This window comes from Agarivorans sp. 2_MG-2023 (genome assembly GCF_030548085.1).
In the GTDB taxonomy this organism is placed as follows: Bacteria; Pseudomonadota; Gammaproteobacteria; order Enterobacterales; family Celerinatantimonadaceae; genus Agarivorans.
Genome location: NZ_JAUORQ010000011.1, coordinates 124,391 through 142,853, shown reverse-complemented (window position 1 = coordinate 142,853; position 18,463 = coordinate 124,391). Strand labels below are relative to the sequence as shown.

Below are 18,463 nucleotides of genomic sequence, written 5' to 3'. Positions count from 1 at the left end.
TTAGGCGCCTTTTTTATGGCTGCTATTTACTCGGTTTTAGCTCAGCTAAATGAGCCATATCATTCAAGATTGAATCAATTTGCTCCAAGGCTAAAGCACTCATGTTAATCGCCCGTGGATAAAGGGGTTGATGGCGATCATCCTGCCAATGATTTACCCAATAATTAGTCGACAGCAAAAACTCTCGTGCATATTCTTCATTTACCGCTAAACACCCACGTAAACATACATCTAAGTAGGTTTGTAAAATGGGGCTATTCGCTTGTGGGTGCCAATACTCCTTTGCCACATAGGTATAAATCTTAACAACTTCACCAGGCAAATCGTCGAGCAAATCAAGTTGTTGAATATCAAGCAGTACACGGTCGTAGTCTTGTTCTCGCTTATCTAATTCTGGCAAGAATGTCTCGTCAAACGGAATCAGTACCCCGTTTACGCTAGCATTACTATCTGGAGTAATAACTACGGCAGAACGGTCTTCGGCACTCTTTAAACCGCTCCAATAACGCTGATATCCGTGTAAGCGCGCCGCATAGGCATGTTCTCCGGGAAAGGTGCACTGGCGGCAATCAGTATCAATTAAACTGCCATAACCAAAAATGTAAATCATCGCTCACTCCGAGTAAAAAATAGTATCGCTGACTTTATCGCGAACAAACTAAAACAAACCTAGCTGCGGGCTATTGCTAGAGACATGATAATGAAACTGTTGAGGCTTAGATTGAGATGCTTGACCAGCAAGCCAAGCTAATCCGCTTTCTAACTCGAACAATAAAGGCATACGGTGATGATATTGCGTTAATTGACTGCTCGCATTTTGAGTTAGCACTACCAGCCGAGCTTGCTCATGTTGGTGTTGGCGAATATATAAAGCGCCTAATAGCAGCAAGTGGCTATGATCTAGACGAAATTCGAAACGTTCGTGATTGCGCCATTCATGCCAGGCTTTAACGGGAAGTAAACAACGCTGACTTAACCAAGCTTGGCTAAACATAGCTTTATCTGCAGCGGTTTCTGCCCGAGCGTTAATGATTAACTGACTCGTCTGAGGATGCTGAATTCCCCAGAGATAGTGCTCACAAGTTAGTTTTCCTTGCGTAAAAGTTATCGCAGGCAAAGACTCGCTGGGTCGATATTGCTTAGTTTCACCAAAATCTAAAAATAACGAATCTACGCCAATTACTTGTCGTATTTCGTATTCGCCACCAATCATCACACTGCCGCACACGTTTTGCGATCCCTACCCTTATGTTCTGTCTGCTATCGCTAGCTAATAGTAAATACAAACAGTAACATAATCTGCAGTAAAGGCTTTCAATCTAAGAGTATTTAAGAGGTAGCATGGATACAACAACTCGCAAAATGCACGAGCGAAAACGCATTGCCTTAGTGGCTCATGATCATAAAAAGAGCGCGCTAATAAAATGGGCTAAGATCCACCAAGAAGCATTAGTACAACATCAGTTATTTGGCACTGGCACTACCGGCACCTTATTATCACAACAGGGCTTTGAGGTAGAAGCACTATTAAGTGGACCGATGGGCGGTGACCAACAACTGGGAGCGATGATCGCAGAAGGGAAAATAGATTTAATGATCTTTTTCTGGGATCCATTAGATGCGGTGCCTCACGACCCAGATGTAAAAGCCTTGCTACGCTTGGCTGCGGTATGGAACATTCCTATGGCAACAAACCAAGCAACGGCTGACTTTATCTTAGCCAGCCGTCATTTCAATCAGGAGTTTTCGGTAGATGTTCCTGACTATGCAGGTTACCTGAAACAACGCACAAAATAAGCAGCACGTTATGCGGCTGTTTGGCTCTCTGCTTCACCCGCTCGGATCCTAAATAACTTCCCCGAGTGAGTACGGTTAGCTTTGTAGTCAGGCTGTAAAAAGCGAGGGCGAATTGATTTTAAATGCTCAATCTGTTCCTCGTTCAATTTACCCACTGGCAAGCCCAGGGCTTTGTAACTTAATAATGGTCTTGCTGCCAAGTTAATCATCATGTCAACGTTACTACGCTGTTCTTGCACATGCTGCTGATTAATCGGTTTAAGTACCCCGTTCTCCAACAAGTTAACCACTGCCGGTTCGTTGAGAGGCAAACTTAAAACACTGCGTCGAGCAATAATAAACTCACGTAGGATCGCTCGTTCAGAATGATCTAAACACGCAACCATTGACGACAAACGCTGTAGCTCTTTGCGATGTTGAACTGCCCCACTTAAGCTAGTCACTAACAACAGCAAGCCACGGCTAATAAAATAGGCTAAACCCACTACGCAACTAAAGGTAAGCACTAAGCTCAGTTGGCTATTTATGCTGGCTTCGGGTAGCCATTGGTTTGGTATCATTAACAGCAAACCACTAGCGATTAGTAGCCACGCCATTAAAATGTCTAATACCCCCCAACGGGCAATTAAACGACTTAAAAATTCCATTGTTTCACTCTCCTGACAAAAAGCTGACTCTTCGCAGGTAGTGAAAGCAAGGGCTATGCCAGATAACAAACTGGCCGCATTAAGCGGCCAGTTTTTAACAATAAAGCAGGTTGTATTTACGCTTCTTGATGCTCGGGAACCAATGCCAGCGCGGCTTGCATTACCTCTATGCCCGCGCCAGATTTATGCGCATTCTCACTAAGGTGACGACGCCAAGCTCTTGCACCTACGCAACCTTGAAACAAGCCCAGTATATGACGGCTAATGTGCTGCAAACGCCCACCCTGAGCTAGATGCTGCTCAATATAAGGAAACATTAACTCAGCGACCTGATGTCGACTTAATTGTGGAGAGTGATCGTCAAAGATCCTTTGATCCACCTCAGCTAACAAATAAGGATTTTGGTAAACCTCACGCCCTAACATTACCCCGTCAAGGTGGCCTAAGTGTTGTTCAGCTTGCTCTAAGCTATTGATACCGCCATTTACACTAATGGTGAGTTGAGGATAATCTTTTTTCACTTGATAAGCGCGAGAGTAATCAAGCGGCGGAATGTCACGATTCTGTTTAGGGCTTAAGCCAGATAACCACGCTTTACGTGCATGAATAATAAAGGTTTCGCATCCCGCTTGAGCAACCGGTTCAATAAAGTCTTTTAGAAACTGATAGCTATCTTGCTCATCAATCCCAATACGAGTTTTCACCGTTACTGGTATTTTTACCTGGTGTTGCATTTCGCTGACACACTCGGCCACCAAATTTGGCTCAGCCATTAAACAAGCGCCAAAACGGCCGTTTTGAACACGGTCTGAAGGGCAACCAACATTAATGTTTACCTCGTCATAACCTAAGTCTTCAGCACGTTTAGCGCACTCGGTAAGCTCTGTGGGATTGGAACCACCAAGTTGTAAGGCTATTGGGTGTTCTGGCTCCGAAAACCCTAAGTAATCGCCCTTTCCATGCAAAATGGCACCGGTTGTCACCATTTCGGTATACAGCAAGGTATTCTTCGTCATTAATCGATGGAAGTAACGGCAGTGGCGGTCGGTCCAATCGAGCATTGGAGCGACAGAAAAGCGATGTGCTTGGTAAGGTAAATCTTTAGTCATGAGCTCAACATCTAAACAAAGGTAAAATAATCAACGAACTACAGCAGCTAAAGCGCACATTTTACGAATGCCGCTCAAAACAGCCAGTGATTATACTATGAGTTGAGGAGCATTAACTAATTAACCTCTGAGCTTTGACGGTTATTTAACGGAGCTAGAATCCTTATTCGTAAATTGAAAGCGATCAGCAAACACCCAGTTTGATAACCAACGATGTTTACCACTCACTTCGCCTTCAAAGGCTGTTACGCCATTAATCGTGTATATCCCTTGTTTAGGCTGTATCCGATAGGCTATTTGCCATAACGGGTCACTATAAGCCTCATCTCCTTTAGCCACTAGCCCTTCTACTTCGCTAAAAGAACCTACAAACTCATGTACATTACTGCCTTTTTGATCAATAAATGAGCCCGTTAGATCCTCATTAACAATCAGTGAAACGGTCCAATTATTTGCCTGGTAGTCGCTGGCATTTTGATAAACAAAAACGCGGCCATCACTTTGTTTACCTAACTTCAATTCACCATTAAATATAGTCACCAAGCCTTGTTCAGTCACTGTTTTATCATAAACAAATGACCCCATCTCCCAGCGGTCGCCGTCACGGTAAGGTTTGGTATAACGAATGGTTCGCACGTAGTCTGGTCCTTCAAAGTTAAGCACAAACATTTCACTATTTTGCTCGACTTCAGCGACGGCAAATGGCGTTAACAGCATAGCTAAGCAAGCTTGGCTAATCACCGTGACACACTTTTTCATTTCACATCCTTGCGATTAAGATTATTAAGAGTGGACCCAACAACTCACTTTAATATATATCGGTGAGATAACTACCATATGAATTACGGCGACTACAGTCTCCTATTTTAAATGGCCTTGTTGTATTCAAAATTATTCCTAGCTATCAATAAAGAAGCGCCTTGCTTACTAATAGCAAGTCTGTCGCATTGATTCAGTGAAACACATCTTAAAAATATTACTTATAGTTGCAGCTCATCGGATCTCGTGCGATTCTTAAGTAATTCTCAATTATTTTTGTGCTTTTAGTCAAATAGCCCTCTCTTTGGTTCTATTATTGGCTTTGACCATATTCACTCAGCAGGAAGTAATCTGTCACTATGGACGTTAATTTTGTAAACCCATTTCTTAAGTCTCTGTTAAATGTGCTAGAAACAATGGCTCAAATGGAGTTAAAACCGGGCAAGCCTGGAGTAAAGAAAGACGAGATCGCGCGTGGCGATGTATCAGGTTTAATTGGTATGGTTGGCCCACAAACCAAAGGCTCTTTATCCATCAGTTTTGATAAAGGATTGGCCATCGAGATTATGCGACGCATGTTAGGCGAAGCCCCTGATTCGATTAATGAAGAAGTCACCGATATGGTGGGTGAGATTACCAATATGGTAACCGGTGGAGCGAAACGTTTGTTAGCCGAAAGCGGCTATGATTTCGATATGGCTACGCCTGTGGTGGTATCTGGCCCTTCGCATACTATTACTCATAAAACTGAAGGCCCTAAGGTATTGATTCCTTTCTCTTCAATTCATGGTAATGCCACTATCGAGATTTGTTTCGAAAACGTGTAGTCACAAATATTAGATACAAAAAAGCCCGCGTTAGCGGGCTTTTTAATGTCTGGGCTAGCGAAAGTCTTATAGGCCTTCAGCGTTAGCAGACAAGTACTTAGCAACACCTTCTGGGCTTGCGTCCATACCTTCTTTACCTTCTTCCCATTGAGCAGGACAAACTTCACCGTGCTTTTCGTGGAAATTTAATGCGTCAACCATACGTAGCATTTCGTCAATGTTACGGCCTAGTGGAAGGTCGTTCACTACTTGGTGACGAACAACACCAGCAGTGTCGATTAGGAAAGAACCACGGAACGCTACGCCAGCTTCTGGATGCTCTACATCGTAAGCTTGGCAGATTTCGTGTTTAACGTCGGCAATTAGAGGGTATTGAACTTGGCCGATACCACCATCTTCAATAGCAGTGTTACGCCATGCGTTGTGTGAGAATTGTGAATCGATAGAAACACCGATTACTTCAACACCTTTAGCTTGGAAATCTTTAAAGCGGTGATCAAAAGCAATCAATTCTGAAGGACAAACAAAAGTAAAATCTAGCGGGTAAAAGAACACTACCGCAGCTTTACCTTTGATGTGCTCACTTAAAGTGAAGCTATCAACAATTTCACCGTTACCTAATACAGCAGCGGCAGTAAAGTCTGGAGCAGGACGACCAACTAATACACTCATTTCGAATTCCTTGTTAAATAGGTTATCAATATCGCTACGAATAATGCGCTAAATTTGTCGAATAGACGAATTGATCTAATCAATTAATTTGATAGGTAAAAGCTATCAAATTAACGATTAATAATTCAGCATCCAATTAATAGCCTAAATAATGGCACTTGTAAATACTACTGAGTGTAACTGAGGCGAACTCTAGAGGTTAATTTTGTGACAAGCTCGTAAGCAATGGTGTCCACCGCTTCAGCAATTCGTTCTGCGGGTAGCTCAGGGCCCCACAACACAACCCGGTCACCCACTTGGTCTTGGCTATCAATTCCCAAATCTACACACAACATGTCCATTGATACGCGACCCACGATGGGTACTATTCGGCCATTTAACCAAACAGGTGTACCGTTTGGCGCACTGCGCGGATAACCGTCACCGTAACCCATTGCTACCACGCCCAACTTGGTGTTTTGCTCGGCATGCCAAGTAGCACCGTAACCAACGCTCTCACCCTGCGGGTGCTCGCGTACCGCGATAAGATTTGATTGCAGGGTCATGGCTGGTATTAATCCAAAATCAGCACCACTGTTGTGATTTTGAGGAGAAATGCCGTACAAAGAAATTCCCGGACGATTCCAATCTGAATGCGCTTGTGGCCACAATAAAACGCCGGCTGAATTAGCCAGAGAACACTCAGCATTAAGCTCCGCTTTTAGCGTTTCAAAACACTTTATTTGCTGGGGGGTTAGCGGGTGCTCAACGTCATCAGCACAGGCAAAGTGGCTGATAAGCTTAAGATTAGCTTGAATATTGGTACAGCTTTTCAAGCGTGGCAATAAGGCTTTAAACTGCTCTGGTAATAAACCTAAGCGATGCATACCAGTATCAAGCTTTACCCATGTATCAAGTGGTTTAGCAAGCTTAAGCGGCTCAATCAGTGCCAGCTGTTGCTCACTGTGAATCACTGTAGCAATATTGTGTTCAGCCAAGGATTGGGCTTCTTGGCTATCAAAAAAGCCCTCTAAAGCGAGGATAGGCGCCACTATTCCTGCTTGGCGCAGAGCAAGTGCTTCTTTGGTTCTTGCTACTGCAAAGCCATCGGCTATATCGGCCAAGCCTTGTGCTACTTCCAGCATGCCATGCCCATAGGCATTGGCTTTTATCACCACCAAAATTTTACTGTTCGGTGCGCGTTGTTTTAATACTGAGAAGTTATGCCTTAAGGCTGACAATGACACCAAGGCATTTGCAATATTCATTGGTAATTATTCGTCATCGTAAAATTCACCAGCCCAGTTATCAAAGCGCGAAAACTGGCCTTGGAAGGTAAGTGGTACTCGGCCAATAGGGCCGTTACGTTGTTTACCAATAATGATTTCAGCTAAACCTTTATTTTCGGTGCCTTCGTTATAAACCTCATCGCGGTAAATAAACATAATCAAATCGGCATCCTGCTCAATAGAGCCCGATTCACGCAAATCCGAGTTCACCGGACGTTTATCAGCACGCTGCTCCAAACTACGGTTAAGCTGTGATAGCGCCACTACCGGTACATTTAGTTCTTTTGCTAAGGATTTAAGTGAGCGAGAAATTTCAGCAATTTCTAAGGTACGGTTTTCGCTTAAGCCCGGCACCTGCATCAACTGCAGGTAATCGATCATAATCATACTCAAGCCACCTTCTTCACGGGCGACACGGCGAGCACGAGAGCGAACTTCAGTAGGTGTTAGACCAGAAGAATCATCCACATACATTTTTGATTTTTCGGCCATTAAGCCCATGGTCGATGACAAACGCGCCCAATCATCATCGTCTAGGGCACCGGTTCTGATTTTAGTTTGATCAATGCGGCCCAGTGAGGCCAGCATACGCATCATAATTTGCTCTGCCGGCATCTCTAAACTAAAGATAAGCACCGGTTTATCGCGAGTCATTGCGGCGTATTCACACAAGTTCATCGCAAAGGTGGTTTTCCCCATAGAAGGACGCGCCGCCACAATGATCAAATCAGAGCCCTGCAAACCGGCGGTTTTCTTATCTAAGTCAGCAAAGCCTGTAGAAACACCGGTTACACCATCGTTTGGTGATTTGTACAGCTCTTCAATTTTATCAATGGTTTGTGCCAGCAAGCCTTTAACTTCTTTAGGGCCTTCATTAGCATTAGCGCGTGACTCGGCAATTTTAAATACTTTGCTCTCTGCAAAGTCGAGCAAGTCACTACTTTTACGTCCAGCCGGCTCGTAGCAGCTATCGGCAATTTCATTGGCTACCGAAATCAATTCACGCGTCACCGCTCGCTCTCGAACAATTTCTGCGTAGGCGCGAATGTTCGCTGCACTCGGCGTGTTTTTAGCAATTTCGCCTAGATAAGCAAAACCGCCTATATCATCAAGTTGCTCTTGTCGCTCCAACTCCTCAGACACCGTCACCAAATCAATGGGTTGGCCACCTTCGGCCAAACGGTGCATCGCAGAAAAAGTATATTGGTGGGCGCGCTGATAAAAATCTTGTTCTACAACTAGCTCAGACACGTTATCCCAAGCATTGTTATCTAACATTAAGCCGCCCAACACGGCTTGCTCAGCTTCTAAGGAATGCGGTGGCACCTTTAACTGATCAATCTGAGAATCTCTGGGCTTTTTGTCTTTATCTTTAAATTTACGAGAGGGCGCGCTGGCTGCCATAATCTTCATTGCGGTTGTTTTTTCTGGCCACTATTATGCGGGAAGATTGAAGTGACACCAAGTAACATTTCCTGAATGGCAGAAACTAAAAAGCCAGCCCTAGGCTGGCTTAGTGCTAACGCTCACTTAACTACATTTTTGCGAAGTAAGCAGCTAGTTCAGCAATTTCAGCGTCGCTTAAATTCATTGCCTGCCCTTGCATTACAGCAGCTTGGCCACCATTACGCTGTTTATCACGATAAGCTTTTAATGAAGAAACCAAGTACTGTTCGTTTTGGCCCGCAAGATTGGGGTAACCAGGAATAGCTGCTACTCCGTTAGCACCATGACAAGCCGCACATAAAGGTGCCTTGGCTGGGGCTGCATTCGCTGTTGATGCGACAAATGGAAGTGACAATGCTAGTGCAAAAATCAATTTGTTCATCTTCATCCTCTTTATTGTTATTGGGGATCTCAATCATTGAGTCCTGACGCTCTCGCTCCACACAATAAAGCCTCAGGAAAAACCAGCTTATCAAATAAAACTCAACAGCAACAGTTTATTACCCTAGCTGTTATTGTCAGAAAATAACGAGATTGGCGGTGCTTGTAAGCTATCTTCTTGGTCATGAGTGACTAGAATTGCAGGAATATTCAGTGCTTCAATTTTATCGCGAACAAACTCCCGAAACTGTTTGCGTAAGGGTTTATCCAACTTACTGAAGGGTTCGTCTAATAGCAGAACTTTGGGCTCAGCCAGTAGGCTTCGCAATACACTAACCCTCGCCCGCTGCCCTCCAGACAAGCTGGCAATATCGCGCTGCTGAAAGCCAGACATGCCAGCATCACTTAAAGCCTGCTCGATAATAGAGTTTGCATTGCTTTGCTTATCACTTGCTAATGCGTATTGCAGATTTTGCCCCACCGTAAAGTGTGGGAACAATAAATCATCTTGAAACAATATCCCAACTCGCCGCTTCGCTTGCTCAAGCTCGAGAATGTCTTTTCCTGCTAGCTTAATGCTACCACTGCAAGACAAAGAGGGATCTAAGGTGCCGGCTATTGCAGCCAATAAGCTAGATTTGCCACACCCACTAGGGCCCATGATAGTCACTATTTCACCTTTAGCGACTGACAAATTGAGCTCACTGATTAAGTAATTACCAGATAAACTCAAACTAAAATGACTAATATCTAACACTAGGTTTGCATTCCTCGGTGATGGCGGTAACGCCATTTAGGCCAAATAATAACCATGCTGTATACCAGTAAAGGTAACAAGGTTTGCCATATAACCATAACCGCCGTGACTCTGCGATCACCACCTGAGGCTAACGCTACCGCCTCAGTGGTTAACGTGGTGACTCGGCCACCACCCACAAACAAAGTAGGCAGGTACTGAGCAATGCTTACCGCAAAACCAATGGCAAATGCTAAACCCAGCGGCCGAGTGAGCATGGGTAATTTGATTCTCAGAAAGCTACGCCAGTAGGAGTGCGATAAACTAATTGCAGCTTGCATATAACGATTGTCGAAGCTTCGATAGTTATCCACTAACGCCAGGTATACATAAGGTAAAACAAAAATCAGATGTGCCCACACCACAGTCAACAAACTGCCGTCTAAACGGTATTTAAATAACTGAACTTGTACACCAAACAAAAATACCACCTGCGGCAACAGCAAAGGCAGGTACATCACTAACGACCACCAGCGTGAGGGCTGTGCCTGCTTTAGTTGGTACTCTAAACAGCCAACCACCAATACCAAGCTGCTTGCCGATGATAACAAAGCAATACTCAAACTGTTTAGCAGCGGCGTATACAAATAACTGCCTGCTTGTTGCCAATAATGCCAACCCCACTGTGCGGGCAAAGCATCGGGAAAGCGCCAGCGCCAAGTAAGAGACCAAATGACAATAATCAGCAAACTTAATACTAACAACAGCACCGTACCCACTAACAAAATACGCGCGGGTTTCGCACTAGAGGAAGCTTTTCTTAAGCCCTTCAATGCGCTTTGTAAGTTGTGCTTTAAATAAAGCTTCTCTAGCAGCACTGCCACGAACAAGCTCAGAATAACTGCAGCCAACAACAATAAAGAGCCTGCTGCGCCCAACAAGCGCATTTCGATATTGCTATCGCTAAACCATTGCCAAACGAGTAATGCAAAGGTCACTGGCTTTGTGGGGCCAATAATTTGAGCAACATCCACTACCGTTAACGAAAACGCAAGAACCGTAAAAAATGGCAAGCGAATACGCTTAATTAGCTGGGGGAATAAAACTTGCCGCCAGATTTGCTGGCTGGAATACGCAAAGCTTTGGCCTATCGCCAAGCTGCGTTGTACCGGTAGTTGAGAGCACGCAGCCATTAATACCAGTAACATAAATGGCAATTCTTTAATCCATAGAGTAACAATTAAGCTCAAACCCCACGCATCTTGCGTGCTTTGCCACATAGGCGGGTAATCGAAACCAGTTAGCCAAGGTGAAACCAAGCGAACTAACCAGCCACTGGGTGCAAGTAGGAACAATAGCGCAATCGCCATGGCCGCATGAGGAATAGCGAGAAACGGGGCTAGGCTTTTTTCTAGGAATCGCCACCAAGCGCTTTGGTAGCAGTGCATAATTAGCCACAAAGCGCTAACTAGAGAAAGGATAGCGGCGACCCAGCCAGTAAAAATACTTAGCGCCAGCGAATGCCATAAAGAGGAGTAACTAAACAGTTCACGCCAAACCGATAAATTCAATTCGGTTTTAGAAGCGATAGGCAAATAGCCAAAAGCTGGTAACAGAGTATCAACAAATCCAAACAACAAAGGCAGTAACAACAACACACTAGTAGCTAGCGGAAACAGTATTACTGCCTTTTTAGATATGCCCTTCATCGACTATAACGACGCAACCACTCTGCTTCTAGCAAAGCTACCCAAGTGGCGTGAGGTTCGCCCCTAACATTGGCGCGGTCTGCAGCACTTAAACTCGCACTATTACCCTGTTGCTTAGCAAACAACTGTTGTTGCTCATTACTGAGTTTATCTAAGGCTAATACTGTTGGATCGCCCCAATAGGCTAAATCCGCTTTGCGGGCTTGGGCCTCTGGTGACAACATAAAGTTGGCCACTACCATGGCTGCGGCGCTAGAGTCACTATTAAACGGAATTGCTAAAAAGTGAGTATTACCCACGGTCCCACTTTGGTGAACGTAACTACGCACCGAATCTGGCAGTAAGCCTTGCTCAATAGCGGCCGCAGGATCGTTGGGGTTAAAGCTAAAAGCAATACTTAACTCACCGTCGTTAAGCAACTGTTGCATTTGGCCACTGCCACTAGGAAAGCTCTGGCCACGACGCCACATTAATGGATGTAACTTGTCTAAATAAGCCCACAAGCCTGCAGTCACTTTATCAAAAGTTTGCTTGTTTACAGGTTGATACAGCTGTTCGCTATCGGTAATCGTTTCTAATAAGGCCTGCTTAATGAAAGTGGCCCCGTAAAAGCTTGGCGGTGCTGGATAAGTAAATAGCCCCGGTTGTTTTTCCAAGTAAGATAATAGCTTGGCCATTGATCTAGGTGCTTGCGGCAACCGTTTGCTGTCGTGATAGAAGGTGAGCTGCGCCCCACCCCAAGGTGATTCATAACCTTCAACAGGCAAGGTGAAGTCATACAGTAAAGCAGGGTTATTCTCTTCGGTTAAGGCCATATTGGGTAAGTGCTGACTATATGGACCATATAGCAACTTAGCTTCTTTTAACGCGCGGAAGTTCTCTCCGTTTACCCACATTAGGTCCACGCTGCCACCGTTAGTGCGGCCACTCACCTTCTCCGCCAAAATACGACTCACTACATTAGCAGTGTCGTTAATTTTTACGTGTTCTAACTTTACACCGTAACGCTGCTCCACTTGTTCGCCAGCCCAGCGAATATAAGCGTTGATATTATCAGCCCCCGCCCAAGCGTTAAAATAAACAGTTTGTCCCTTAGCTTGCTGTTCCACTTCAGACCAAGTGGATGCCGCGTGGGAAACCATACTCAGCAAAGCCGTTACCAACACTATTATTAAACGCACACTAACTCTCCTTGTTCAGTCGCTAAAACAGAACACTACATTGTTGCTATAGTGAAACCGGATTAGTCTAAATAATCTTTCAAAATCCTTTAAAATCATAGCCTAAAAACAAAAAAACCGCGCCTAGGCGCGGTTTTTTCAAGCTATATAACTGAAATTATTCAGCAGCAACAACTTGTAGAGTAACAGTAGCATTAACGTCTGTGTGAACTTGAATAACAACTTCAATTTCACCAGTGTTACGTAATACACCGTTTGGTAGGCGAACTTCAGATTTAACTACTTCAACACCAGCAGCAGTTACAACATCAGCGATGTCGCGAGTACCGATAGAACCGAATAGTTTACCTTCTTCACCAGCTTTAGCTTCGATAACAATCGCTTCAAGAGCGTTTAGTTTCTCAGCGCGAGCTTCAGATACTTTCAAAGTTTCTGCTAGTTTAGCTTCTAATTCAGAACGACGAGCTTCAAAAACTTCAACGTTGCCTTTAGTAGCTGGTACAGCTTTACCTTGTGGGATCAAGAAGTTACGTGCGTAACCTGCTTTAACATTAACTTGATCACCCAAACCACCTAAGTTAGCGATTTTGTCTAATAGAATAATTTCCATTACCTTTCCTCGATTAATTCGATTGAGTTAGGCTAATTGCAACAAGGATTTACTTATGTAAATCAGTGTATGGCAATAGAGCCAGGTAACGAGCACGTTTAATAGCGCGTGCAAGTTGACGTTGGTATTTAGCGCTTGTACCAGTAATACGACTAGGTACAATTTTACCACTTTCAGTGATGTAGTTTTTCAGAGTTGTTGTATCTTTATAATCGATCTCAACAACGCCTTCCGCTGAAAAGCGGCAGAATTTACGACGACGGAAAAAACGTGCCATAACATTATCCTCGTGATAACAAATCAATTTCAGAAGCATGAAGTACCAATCGGTATGTACCGTTGGCCGCTTTGTGGCTATTTATAAAACCACTTACTTTTACTTCACACCCCATACTTATATGCGATGAATCTTGCTTCAAAATATCGCCACTTGCGACTACTGCCATCTGGCAATAGGCTTGGCGCGAAAATCCAGCTTCTTGTTGCTGCGAACGATGCTCTAGCCAAAACTGACAATGTGCAACACCGGCCGGACTAGTAGAGCGTTTTGGTGCGCGTAATACCCGCCCCTGCAGTACTAATCTATTCTCAGACATACGTCTTATTCTTCGCTAGCTGACTCTTCTTTAGCTGACTCTACGTTAGCTTCTACTGCTGGTGCTTCTTCAGTTGCTGGTGCAGCTTCTTCACGACGAGCTGGACGCTCATCATCGCGGCGAGCTGGACGCTCATCACGAGCTTTAGCAATTGGAGACATCTCTGTAGCAGCAGACTTAGTGCGCATGATCATGTTACGGATAACAGCATCGTTGAAACGGAAAGCAGTTTCCAATTCATCAACAACTTCTGCGCTAGCTTCAATGTTCAAAAGAACATAGTGGGCTTTGTGCAATTTTTCGATTGGGTAAGCCAATTGACGGCGGCCCCAGTCTTCCAAACGATGAATGCTACCGCCGTTATCAGTGATAACTGCTGAGTAACGCTCGATCATGCCTGGAACTTGTTCGCTCTGGTCTGGGTGGACCATGAATACGATTTCGTAATGACGCATTATTGCTCCCTACGGGTTATAGCCTCGTTCATGGTACAGCCGGACCGAAGAGGCAAGGAACTAAAAGTAAAATGACTGTTTTAGGGGCGCTGATTCTATGCGAAGGCGAGAATTTAATCAAGTTAAATTAAAGCCGCTGTTAGATTATCTAAACAGCGGCTTTTCTGTTGATGCTTATACGGCGCTAAGGCCAGTGTTTAACGGCGCTGGCGCACTGCTTCAAATAAACAAATACCAGCAGCAACTGACACGTTTAAACTAGAGACGGTACCCGCCATTGGAAGCTTAACCAGCTCATCACAAGTTTCGCGCGTTAAGCGGCGCATGCCTGTACCCTCGGCACCCATCACTAATGCCATTGGCCCTTGTAACTTGGTGTCGTAAATAAACTGCTCCGCCTCGCCTGCTGTGCCTACCACCCATACACCTAATTGCTGTAACTCACGTAAGGTTCTGGCTAGGTTAGTCACCACCACTAGCGGTACAGTTTCTGCCGCGCCACTAGCCACTTTACGTACCGTAGCATTTAGCTGAGCAGAGTTATCTTTAGGCACAATTACGCCAACTACGCCTGCTGCATCGGCATTACGTAAACAAGCGCCTAGATTATGTGGATCCGTTACGCCATCCAATATTAAGAATAGCGGCGCTGTCGTTGATTCAACTAATTGCTTTAAATCATGCTCGTTATAGCCGCGCCCTGCTTTTACTCGTGCCACAATACCTTGGTGCTGAGTACTCTCTGCTTTGTCATCTAAAGCTTTACGAGGCATAAACTGTACAGATGCCCCTAAGCGACGCATTTCATTCAGTAGCGGTAATAAGCGGTCATCTTGACGACCTTTAAGCGCGAATACTTCAATAATACGCTCTGGGCTGCGCTCTAATAATGCTTGCACTGCGTGCAGGCCATAAATTACTTGTTGGCTCATGATTAGTTCTTCTGTTGTTTAGCGGCTGTGCGCTCTTGTTTTCCAGGGCGTTGCTTGCGTTTTTTCTTGGGCTTCTTACGCGGTTTGGCCTTGGCGTCATTATTCGGTTTTGCTTTCTTTGCATCAGGGTCACGCTGCTGCCATGGGCTAAAGCCACCTTTGTTCTCAGAACTGGGGTCTTTATTACTGTCACTAGCAGTACTTGGCTTGCGTCGTTTGCCTTTATTTTTTGTATCACGATGGCGTGGTTTCTTTTTACCGCCATTGCGCCCAGTGGTTTCACGCTCTTCACCAGGTTTTGTAAAACGCTTGCCGCGGCCACCATCTTTACCACTGCGCTGTGGGCGGTCAAACTCATCGGCTTGGCCATCTTTGTTAACGATGACAAATTCCATTTTACGATCAGCCATATTTACCGACGCGACTTTTACCGTTACCGCATCACCAATGCGGAAACGTTTGCCGGTTTTCTCACCCACCAGTATCTGACGAGCTGCATCATAATGATAATAATCGCCACGTAAAGAATTGATGTGCACTAGGCCATCAATATGGAACTCTTCTAAACGGGCAAAAAAGCCAAATCCGGTGACTGCTGCAATGGTAGCCGGTAATACCGTACCCACATGATCTTGCATGTATTCGCACTTAAGGCTGTCTGACACTTCACGTGTTGCATCGTCGGCGCGGCGCTCGGTCATTGAACAAGCTTCACCAAACTTATCCATTTCGTCATCTTGATATGAATAGCCGCCTGTCACTGTCCACTTATTTTTAACGATTTTACCTGCCGCTTCCGCCTCAAGCTTGTTGACTAAAAATTTAATCACCCGGTGCAATAACAAATCTGGGTAGCGGCGGATCGGCGACGTAAAGTGCGCATAAGACTTAAGGGCTAAACCAAAGTGTCCTAAATTGTCTGGCTGATAAACCGCCTGCATCATTGAACGCAGCAACATGGTTTGAATTAGTTCTAAATCTGGGCGCTCTTGAATTGATGCCACCAAAGTAAAGTAGTCACTCGGCTGAGGCTCATCACCACCACCCAGCGGCAAGCCTAGCTCATTCAAAAAGCCTCTAAAGTTAGTGAGGCGTTCTTTACCCGGTCGGTCGTGTACCCGATACAAAATAGCTTGCTGATGTTTTTCTACAAATTTTGCAGCCGCTACGTTTGCTTGGATCATGCATTCTTCAATCATCTTGTGCGCGTCGTTACGGGTTAGCGGCACAATTTGCTCGATTTTGCGTTGAGCATTAAAAATAAAGCGGGTTTCTTGGGTTTCGAGCTCAATACCACCACGCTGTGCGCGGCTAACTTTTAGCGCACTATAAAGACGATGTAACTCTTGCAGATGCGGAACTTGATCGGCATAACGTTGCGCTAGCGCTTCATCACCATCGAGAATTGCCGCCACTTTGTTATAAGTAAATCGCGCATGTGAATGCATCACCGCTTCGTAAAACTTATAGCCCGACAAACGCCCCGCTGCCGAGATGGTCATTTCAGCCACCATACACAGGCGATCGACTTGCGGGTTCAGTGAACACAAACCATTAGATAACTGCTCTGGCAGCATAGGGATCACTTGGTCTGGGAAATAGACTGAATTACCGCGATTAAGCGCTTCTCTATCTAATGCTGCGTCTGGGCGCACATAATAAGACACATCAGCAATGGCGACCCACAAACGCCAGCCACCTGATTTTTTCGCCTCACAGAACACGGCGTCATCAAAGTCGCGGGCATCTTCACCATCAATAGTGACTAATGGTAAGTCTCGCAAATCGACTCGATTTTGCTTAGAAGCCTCATCCACTTCTTCTTCAAGCTTGCTCACCGCTTTAGTGACCGCATTTGGCCAATCATGCGGAATATCATGGTTGCGTAAAGCCACTTGCACTTCCATGCCTGGCGCCATTTTCTCACCAAGAATGTCGGTTACTTTACCCACCGCCAGTTTTGGCGCGGCAGGGCGACTAAGCACTTCAATCACCACCACTTGGCCTTGGCGAGCCCCGGCGGTATCATTTTTACCAATCAAGATGTCTTGGTTAATCCGCGAATCATCTGGCACCACGTAACGGTGATTGCCTTCAACAAAGTAACGGCCAACTAATTCGACCTTACCCGCTTTAAGCACTTTTATGATTTGGCCTTCACGGCGGCCTTTTTTATCCATACTCGACGGCGCAGCCAGAACAAAGTCGTTATGAAACACTTTGCGCATTTCTTTAGCCGGAAGGAATAAGTCGGTGCCTTCTTGAGTGGTTTTCAAAAAACCAAAACCATCGCGATGACCAATAATGGTGCCGGTAACCAAACCCAAACGTTCTGGCAAGGTATAGGCGCCAATACGTGTGGTGACTAACAAGCCTTCTTCTAACATATGCGTTAAGGTTGCCGAAAAATGGGTTTGCTGTTCTTCAGAACATAACGCATGCAGCCAGTCTTTAGAGACAGGTGCCATTTCTTCGGTTAAGGCATTGAGTATGGTCGATGTAAGAGTGGCCGACGCAGCCTGATTTTGCATTAACTAACCTACCAAGTTGAGCAATTGAGGGGATTACCCTTCAAGAATAGCTCTATGTTAATGCTTTGCGCGTGGCTTTAGTAGGGTTGGTTACTGGCTTTAGCTTTGGCTACCACGTAATCAGGCATCTTAGACGCTAATGAAGCAAGCAATTGGCTGGCTTCTCGGTGCGTTTTTTTATCGGCAATAATAGAGTGATGTAACCAGCGGTAAGCATCTTCGTAATCGTAAGGGCTGCCCTTACCTTCAACATACAGTGAGACCAAACGTAATTGAGCCGGAACAAAACCTTGACCAGCTGATTCTCTCAGCAAAGGAATCGCTTTAGCATAATCTTGCTGTACCAAAGTGCCTGTAGCGTAGTAGCGCCCTAGTTGTTCCATGGCAGCGGCTAAACCTTGATTTGCGGCGCGCCACATGTACATCACACCTAATTCTGGATTGGGCTCTACACACACCCCCCAAGCCAGCATGTCGCCCCACAAAAACTGATAAGCGGGAATGGCTACTTTCTCTGCGCGCGCTTCAATGTCTTCCACCAATTGACAGTCATCGGCTTTAACACGCGTTAGGTGCTGATTATTGTTAATCCAAGTAATTAATTCATCTTGCCTATACAGCTGAACCGCTTCTATATCTGATGGGCTAGTATACTCAGTGGGATCAATAGTTACCGGCTCTGCTTGCTGCTGAGGAGCATCAAGTTCGTCTTCTACCGACAAAGCGTCAATAGACTCAGCAAACGCCGAGGTGCTTAAGCCTGCTGCTAGAAGTAATGAAATGAGTTGCTTATTCATAGCCGTTCCT

At 45.1% G+C, this 18,463-nt stretch carries 21 protein-coding genes; 2 read left to right on the top strand and 19 right to left on the bottom strand.

Going from position 1 to position 18,463, the window contains the following annotated elements; genetic code table 11:
• Positions 1-22 precede the first annotated feature (22 nt).
• Positions 23-610 (bottom strand): gamma-glutamylcyclotransferase family protein, encoded by a 588-nt coding sequence (locus Q4549_RS16745; protein ID WP_303553480.1) that lies wholly within the window; start codon positions 608-610, stop codon positions 23-25.
• A gap of 48 nt (positions 611-658) precedes the next feature.
• Positions 659-1,228, bottom strand: coding sequence for an SOS response-associated peptidase family protein (locus Q4549_RS16740; protein WP_303553479.1), 570 nt, complete (start codon positions 1,226-1,228; stop codon positions 659-661).
• Between the two features lie 113 nt (positions 1,229-1,341).
• On the opposite strand from Q4549_RS16740, the gene Q4549_RS16735 reads away from it, so the two are divergent.
• The gene (locus Q4549_RS16735; protein WP_303513786.1) at positions 1,342-1,797 is read left to right on the top strand and encodes a methylglyoxal synthase; all 456 of its coding nucleotides are present in this window, start codon (positions 1,342-1,344) and stop codon (positions 1,795-1,797) included.
• An 8-nt stretch (positions 1,798-1,805) separates the two neighbouring features.
• Here the strand turns inward: Q4549_RS16735 and Q4549_RS16730 are convergent, their stop codons facing one another.
• From Q4549_RS16730 to Q4549_RS16720, 3 genes are all read right to left on the bottom strand, one after another.
• Positions 1,806-2,444 (bottom strand): super-infection exclusion protein B, encoded by a 639-nt coding sequence (locus tag Q4549_RS16730; RefSeq protein WP_303513789.1) that lies wholly within the window; start codon positions 2,442-2,444, stop codon positions 1,806-1,808.
• Positions 2,445-2,560: 116 nt separating this feature from the next.
• A complete protein-coding gene (gene dusA / locus Q4549_RS16725) occupies positions 2,561-3,553 on the bottom strand; it encodes a tRNA dihydrouridine(20/20a) synthase DusA (RefSeq protein ID WP_303553478.1) in 993 nt (330 codons plus the stop codon).
• 141 nt (positions 3,554-3,694) lie between these two features.
• The gene (locus Q4549_RS16720; protein WP_303553477.1) at positions 3,695-4,312 is read right to left on the bottom strand and encodes a hypothetical protein; all 618 of its coding nucleotides are present in this window, start codon (positions 4,310-4,312) and stop codon (positions 3,695-3,697) included.
• Positions 4,313-4,671: 359 nt separating this feature from the next.
• On the opposite strand from Q4549_RS16720, the gene Q4549_RS16715 reads away from it, so the two are divergent.
• Positions 4,672-5,139 (top strand): chemotaxis protein CheX, encoded by a 468-nt coding sequence (locus Q4549_RS16715; RefSeq protein ID WP_137673729.1) that lies wholly within the window; start codon positions 4,672-4,674, stop codon positions 5,137-5,139.
• 66 nt (positions 5,140-5,205) lie between these two features.
• Here Q4549_RS16715 and Q4549_RS16710 read toward each other — a convergent pair whose 3' ends face one another.
• The 14 genes from Q4549_RS16710 to Q4549_RS16645 all read right to left on the bottom strand — a co-directional run bounded on the left by Q4549_RS16710 (position 5,206) and on the right by Q4549_RS16645 (position 18,453).
• Positions 5,206-5,811, bottom strand: a complete 606-nt coding sequence (locus tag Q4549_RS16710; protein ID WP_137673728.1) for a peroxiredoxin C — start codon at positions 5,809-5,811, stop codon at positions 5,206-5,208.
• A gap of 167 nt (positions 5,812-5,978) precedes the next feature.
• Positions 5,979-7,058, bottom strand: coding sequence for an alanine racemase (alr, locus tag Q4549_RS16705; protein ID WP_303553476.1), 1,080 nt, complete (start codon positions 7,056-7,058; stop codon positions 5,979-5,981).
• A gap of 6 nt (positions 7,059-7,064) precedes the next feature.
• Positions 7,065-8,483: a replicative DNA helicase gene (gene dnaB / locus Q4549_RS16700; RefSeq protein WP_137673756.1), complete on the bottom strand. Its 1,419-nt coding sequence runs from the start codon at positions 8,481-8,483 to the stop codon at positions 7,065-7,067.
• Positions 8,484-8,613: 130 nt separating this feature from the next.
• On the bottom strand, positions 8,614-8,907 hold the full coding sequence (locus Q4549_RS16695; protein WP_137673726.1) for a cytochrome c: 294 nt from the start codon (positions 8,905-8,907) through the stop codon (positions 8,614-8,616).
• A 123-nt stretch (positions 8,908-9,030) separates the two neighbouring features.
• Positions 9,031-9,663, bottom strand: a complete 633-nt coding sequence (locus tag Q4549_RS16690; RefSeq protein WP_303553475.1) for an ATP-binding cassette domain-containing protein — start codon at positions 9,661-9,663, stop codon at positions 9,031-9,033.
• Entirely contained in the window at positions 9,663-11,351 is a 1,689-nt protein-coding gene (locus Q4549_RS16685; RefSeq protein ID WP_303553474.1) for an ABC transporter permease, read from the bottom strand. Before Q4549_RS16685 ends, Q4549_RS16690 begins: the two co-directional genes overlap by 1 nt.
• The gene (locus tag Q4549_RS16680; RefSeq protein ID WP_303553473.1) at positions 11,348-12,532 is read right to left on the bottom strand and encodes an ABC transporter substrate-binding protein; all 1,185 of its coding nucleotides are present in this window, start codon (positions 12,530-12,532) and stop codon (positions 11,348-11,350) included. Before Q4549_RS16680 ends, Q4549_RS16685 begins: the two co-directional genes overlap by 4 nt.
• A 157-nt stretch (positions 12,533-12,689) precedes the next feature.
• A complete protein-coding gene (gene rplI, locus Q4549_RS16675) occupies positions 12,690-13,142 on the bottom strand; it encodes a 50S ribosomal protein L9 (protein ID WP_137673722.1) in 453 nt (150 codons plus the stop codon).
• Between the two features lie 49 nt (positions 13,143-13,191).
• Complete coding sequence (gene rpsR / locus Q4549_RS16670; protein ID WP_137673721.1) at positions 13,192-13,419, bottom strand: 30S ribosomal protein S18; 228 nt, start codon at positions 13,417-13,419, stop codon at positions 13,192-13,194.
• 4 nt (positions 13,420-13,423) lie between these two features.
• On the bottom strand, positions 13,424-13,738 hold the full coding sequence (gene priB, locus Q4549_RS16665) for a primosomal replication protein N (RefSeq protein WP_137673720.1): 315 nt from the start codon (positions 13,736-13,738) through the stop codon (positions 13,424-13,426).
• A gap of 5 nt (positions 13,739-13,743) precedes the next feature.
• Positions 13,744-14,193, bottom strand: a complete 450-nt coding sequence (gene rpsF, locus Q4549_RS16660) for a 30S ribosomal protein S6 (RefSeq protein WP_303513809.1) — start codon at positions 14,191-14,193, stop codon at positions 13,744-13,746.
• 197 nt (positions 14,194-14,390) lie between these two features.
• Complete coding sequence (gene rlmB / locus Q4549_RS16655) at positions 14,391-15,125, bottom strand: 23S rRNA (guanosine(2251)-2'-O)-methyltransferase RlmB (RefSeq protein WP_137673718.1); 735 nt, start codon at positions 15,123-15,125, stop codon at positions 14,391-14,393.
• A gap of 2 nt (positions 15,126-15,127) precedes the next feature.
• Positions 15,128-17,656: a ribonuclease R gene (rnr, locus tag Q4549_RS16650; protein WP_303553472.1), complete on the bottom strand. Its 2,529-nt coding sequence runs from the start codon at positions 17,654-17,656 to the stop codon at positions 15,128-15,130.
• 77 nt (positions 17,657-17,733) lie between these two features.
• On the bottom strand, positions 17,734-18,453 hold the full coding sequence (locus Q4549_RS16645; RefSeq protein ID WP_137673716.1) for a tetratricopeptide repeat protein: 720 nt from the start codon (positions 18,451-18,453) through the stop codon (positions 17,734-17,736).
• Positions 18,454-18,463: the final 10 nt, after the last annotated feature.